The sequence below is a fragment of the Methylibium sp. genome, from assembly GCF_013817365.1.
Classification (GTDB): Bacteria; Pseudomonadota; Gammaproteobacteria; order Burkholderiales; family Burkholderiaceae_C; genus Methylibium.
In genome coordinates, this window is record NZ_JACDCU010000556.1 from 1 (window position 1) to 2259 (window position 2259).

3 protein-coding genes are annotated in these 2259 nt (G+C 69.4%); all 3 read right to left on the reverse strand.

The features are described 5' to 3' along the window. Positions 1-342: 342 nt before the first annotated feature. Genes H0W38_RS21215 through H0W38_RS21225 form a run of 3 tightly spaced genes read right to left on the reverse strand, consistent with a single transcriptional unit; the run spans position 343 to position 2196 of the window. A complete protein-coding gene (locus tag H0W38_RS21215) occupies positions 343-1065 on the reverse strand; it encodes an LmeA family phospholipid-binding protein (RefSeq protein WP_292457936.1) in 723 nt (240 codons plus the stop codon). Between the two features lie 4 nt (positions 1066-1069). After that, a complete protein-coding gene (gene rraA, locus H0W38_RS21220) occupies positions 1070-1615 on the reverse strand; it encodes a ribonuclease E activity regulator RraA (RefSeq protein ID WP_292457939.1) in 546 nt (181 codons plus the stop codon). A gap of 20 nt (positions 1616-1635) precedes the next feature. Further along, positions 1636-2196, reverse strand: a complete 561-nt coding sequence (locus tag H0W38_RS21225) for an META domain-containing protein (RefSeq protein ID WP_292457942.1) — start codon at positions 2194-2196, stop codon at positions 1636-1638. Between the last annotated feature and the right edge of the window lie 63 nt (positions 2197-2259).

Genomic DNA, 2259 nt, shown 5'->3' on the forward strand with positions numbered 1-2259 from the left:
GTAGTCATCCCGTCTCCCCGGCTGCCGAACTTGGTCCGCGGATGGTAACGATGCACAGGGAGGAAACGACGTGAGAAAAGGCACGTCTACGCAGTTCTGGCGTGCTGCGTGGCGGATACGTCGATCGACATGGCCGCCACAAACCGGACCCTAGGAACACAGGAGCGCTCAAAGCAGACGCAGCGAACATCCGCTCCTGGCCGGTAGGAGGTCTCGCCGATCGACTTCTTCTCTGGGAGACAACAGGCAAGTCAGGAGCACCCAAGGAGCCACGCCCTCACGTGCATCGATGTCCACCGCAGTAACCTTCGGTTCGCGCCGCCTTGGCGGCCCCACTTTCTTTCAGCGCGGCGCCGCAGCCGCCGGCTTCAGCCCGCTCCCCGATGCCCGGATCACCATCGCGCCGCCCTGCATCTCCACCGCGTCGATGCGCGATGGCACCGCATACGCCGACGTGTCCAAGATCGGATTGATCGTGCCTTCGAGCACCGCGCGCGTCAGCTCGGTGGCCTCGAAGCCGGCGATACGCACCGCATCGACCGCGAGGCGCAGTTGCGAGCCCTGCGGCAGCAGCCGGCCTCGGAACTCCGCGTTGCCGAGAGCCGGCGCGGTGGTGAAGCCGGCCATGCTGGGGCGGCCCGTCACCGTGATGCCGTTGCGGCCGCTGAAGGTGACCGTGGCGCCCTGCACCCAGCCTTGCCGGCGCAGGAAGGCGGCCAGATCGGCGGCGCGGACATGCGCGCTGGCTTGCGCATCGCCGATCGAATCGACTTGCCGGCGCAGCGCATCGACCTCCACGTCGCGCAGGTCGGCTTCCAGCCGGTCGATCACCGGGTTGCCGGGCCGCGCGACGCGCTCGCCCACCACGCGCACTTGTTCGAAGTGGCTGCCGTCGGGCCAGGCGCCGATGACCTTGGCGCCGTAGCGCGCGGCAGGCCCGAGCACGCGGGGCAGTTCAGCGATCAGCAAGTCCTCGACGACGTTTTCGAGCAGCGCCGCGCCCGACGACCAACCGCTCGCGCCGAGCAGGAGGAAGCCGAGCGTGCTGCGTCGCCTGATCGTCATCGTCTCAGCTCGCCGCCGCGGCCGGCATCACGACGATGCCGTCTGCGTCCGCATAGAGCCACTCGCCGGGGCGCACCCACACTCCCTGCACCTGTACGGCTACATCGCGCTGGCCTTCACCGCGCTTTTCAGGCGGCATCGGCATGAGGGCCAAGGCGCGGATGCCGACTTGGCAGGCAGCCAACTCGGCGGCGTCGCGCACACAGCCGTTGACGACCACGCCGGCCCAGCCATTGCGCGCCGCAGCCGCGCCGATATTGCCGCCGACCAGCGCGCGGCGCAGCGACGCGCCGCCATCCACCACCAGCACCCGGCCCACGTTGCCGGAGGGTGTCATCACGCTGCCCGGCTCGTCGAGCGCCTGCCTGACGAGGCTGTTGTCCTCGAAGCACTTCACCGTCACCACCGGCCCGGCGAAGCGGGCGACGCCGCCGTAACTGTGGAAGACCGGCGGCAGCACGCGGAAGGCGCCGCTGGTGTCGTTCTTGTGCGCATCGCAAAGGTCGCAGGTTGCAAAGCCGGCGCTTGCGCTCTTGGCGTCGTTCGTCATCGTCGTTGGCCTCGGTTCTGTTACGGCGCCGGCATACGCGTCGCGCGCAGCAGCACTGTGCCATTCGTGTCGCTCAGTTCGAGCAGGCCGTGCGGCGGCACCTGTGCACCGACCGCGCGTTCCAGCGCGGTGATGACGCGGTCTTCCTGCTCCATCAACACCTCGCCACAGTGCTTGCGGGTGGCGACCACCGGACCGAGCCGGAGCTGGTTGCCCGCGAGCGTGTAGTTGCTCGCGAGGCTGTTGCAGCCGCCGCTGCCGGTGAAGCGGCCATCGGTGCCGAAGTTCAGGCGCGCGTTGAGCTTGTGGATGACTGGCGCTGCGCGCGCCTGCTCGATCTTCCACAGGCCCAGCACCTGGGGGTCGGGCGCGCCGGCTTGTGGCGTCGCCGTCGGCGGCGTCGGCATCGGGGCCTGTGCAGACACGGGCGGCGCGTAGACAGCGGCTGCCGTATTGGGCGGCTGCGGCTGCTGGACAGCACAGCCGGCGAGCCAGAGGCTGGCCACGAGTGTGGACCCCAGGGCGGCGCGGGTGGCTGCGCGCCGACGGACGGGCAGCGGTGAGAGGCGAAGCGAAAGCATGCGGCGGGATTCCATGTCAGGTCTTGTCACTGGCGGTTGATGTGGAGGAAGGCAACGGCGCGG